Raw genomic sequence first — 2720 nt, 5'->3', positions numbered from 1 at the left:
GATGAAGGACGTGATAAGCTGCGATAAGCTGCGGGGATTAGCACATATGAATTGATCCGCAGATTTCCGAATGGGGCAACCCATCATGAATAATTCATGATACTATCTTAATGGATAGGGCGAACGGGGGGAACTGAAACATCTAAGTACCCCCAGGAGAAGAAAACAAATTAGTGATTCCGCAAGTAGTGGCGAGCGAACGCGGAACAGCCCAAACCATAGCAGTTACGGCTGTTGTGGGGTTGTAGGACAGGCATAATCGAAGTCAACGTAAGTGGAAAGATCTGGGAAGTTCTGCCATAGCGGGTGAAAGCCCCTTACACGTAGGAGTTGACAACGAGGCTTGTATCCTGAGTAGGGGGGGACCGGAGAAATCCCCTTTGAAACCGGCGGCACCATCCGCCAAGGCTAAATACTCCCTGGAGACCGATAGTGAAATAGTACCGTGAGGGAAAGGTGAAAAGTACGGCGAGTAGCCGGGTGAAAAGACCTTGAAACCGTACGTCTACAAGCGGGAGGAGCCTTAGGGCGACTCCGTGCCTTTTGCATAATGAGCCTACGAGTTGCAGTCACCGGCAAGGTTAACCCTTTCAGAGGGGTATCCGAAGCGAAAGCGAGTCTTAACGGGGCGCGAAGTCGGTGGTTGCAGACGCGAAACCCGGTGATCTACCCTTGGCCAGGCTGAAGCTGTGGTAACACACATTGGAGGGCCGAACCGGTAAACGTTGAAAAGTTTTCGGATGAGCTGAGGGTAGGGGTGAAAGGCCAATCAAACTGGGAAATAGCTCGTACTCCCCGAAATGCCTTTAGGGGCAGCGTCAAAGTTGAGCATATTGCAGGTAGAGCTACCGATAGGGCTAGGGGGGGTCATTCCCTACCGACCCCTGACGAACTCCGAATGGCAGTATGTATATTTGGCAGTGAGGGCCGGGGTGCAAAGGTCCCGGTCCGAGAGGGAAAGAACCCAGAGCATCGTCTAAGGTCCCCAAGGGTACGCTAAGTTGAACTAAGGGAGTCCGGCCGCAGAGACAGCCAGGATGTTAGCTTGGAAGCAGCTATGCATTTAAAGAGTGCGTAACAGCTCACTGGTCGAGCGGGGCGGGCACCGATAATAAACGGGCATCAAGTGTACCACCGAAGACGTGCCATTTTCGAATGGGTAGGGGAGCATTGCCTGCGGGGCGAAGGTTATGCGTAAGCATGGCTGGACTGCAGGGAAAAGCAAATGTAGGCATGAGTAACGATAATTAAGCTGAGAAAGCTTAACGCCGAAAGACCCAGGTTTCCCCCGCCATGTTAATCAACGGGGGGTAAGGCGGGCCCTAACGGATTGCCGAAAGGCATTACCGGATGGACAGCTGGTGAAGATTCCAGCCCTTCCTATAGGAGTCATGAGCTGACGCATTTTGAACACTTGTGGGTACTGACGGAATAGTGCGCTGAGCGGATCCTTCGGGTGAAGCGAACGAGTAGACAGAGTGCCAAGAAAAGGCTCGGAAACAATTCTATAGGGACCCGTACCGCAAACCGACACAGGTGGTTGAGATGAATAATCTAAGGCGCTCGGGAGAGCCACGGCCAAGGAACTCGGCAAATTGACCCTGTAACTTCGGGAGAAGGGGGGCCGCAGCGATGCGGCCGCAGAGAAAAGGCCCAAGCGACTGTTTAGCAAAAACACAGGGCTATGCAAAATCGAAAGATGCCGTATATGGCCTGACACCTGCCCGGTGCTGGAAGGTTAAGAGGGGATGTCAGCCGCAAGGTGAAGCATTGAATCGAAGCCCCAGTAAACGGCGGCCGTAACTATAACGGTCCTAAGGTAGCGAAATTCCTTGTCGGGTAAGTTCCGACCTGCACGAATGGTGTAACGATTTGGGCACTGTCTCGGCCGTGGTCCCGGTGAAATTGTAGTAACGGTGAAGATGCCGTTTACCCGCCACGGGACGGAAAGACCCCGTGCACCTTCACTGCAGTTTTGCATTGATGACGGGTCACAGGTGTGTAGGATAGGCGGGAGGCTATGAATGGGGGTCGCTAGGTCCTCAGGAGCCAATGTTGAAATACCGCCCTCCTGTGTCCTTTCGTCTAACCTGACAAGAGTCAGGGACCGTGCATGACGGGCGGTTTGACTGGGGTGGTCGCCTCCCAAAGAGTAACGGAGGCTTCCAAAGGTCGGCTCGGCACGCTTGGTAACCGTGCCATGAGCGCAATAGCAAAAGCCGGCTTGACTGTGCGACCGACGGGTCGAACAGGTGGGAAACCAGGGTATAGTGATCCGGTATTTCCTCATGGAAGGGATATCGCTCAAAGGATAAAAGGTACGCCGGGGATAACAGGCTGATCTCCCCCAAGAGCTCACATCGACGGGGAGGTTTGGCACCTCGATGTCGGCTCGTCACATCCTGGGGCTGGAGAAGGTCCCAAGGGTTCGGCTGTTCGCCGATTAAAGTGGCACGCGAGCTGGGTTCAGAACGTCGTGAGACAGTTCGGTCCCTATCTGTGGTGGGCGTAGGAACATTGACGGGCCCTGACCTTAGTACGAGAGGACCGGGTTGGACTCACCGCTGGTGCACCGGTTGTTTCGCCAGAAGCACGGCCGGGTAGCTACGTGGGGCACGGATAAGCGCTGAAAGCATCTAAGTGCGAAGCCGTCCCGGAGATGATTGTTCCCTTAAAGGCCGTCATAGACGATGACGTAGATAGGCCTCAGGTGTACGTGT

The 2720-nt window shown here is 54.3% G+C and carries 1 rRNA gene; it reads left to right on the top strand.

Annotated elements, in window-relative coordinates:
• Positions 1–2720 (top strand): 23S ribosomal RNA (locus ABD852_RS23000); the annotation flags it as partial.

Source organism: Ravibacter arvi (assembly GCF_039540405.1).
Classification (GTDB): domain Bacteria; phylum Bacteroidota; class Bacteroidia; order Cytophagales; family Spirosomataceae; genus Ravibacter; species Ravibacter arvi.
Note: the sequence above shows the minus strand (reverse complement) of the source record. Positions and strands in the feature narration are given on the sequence as shown.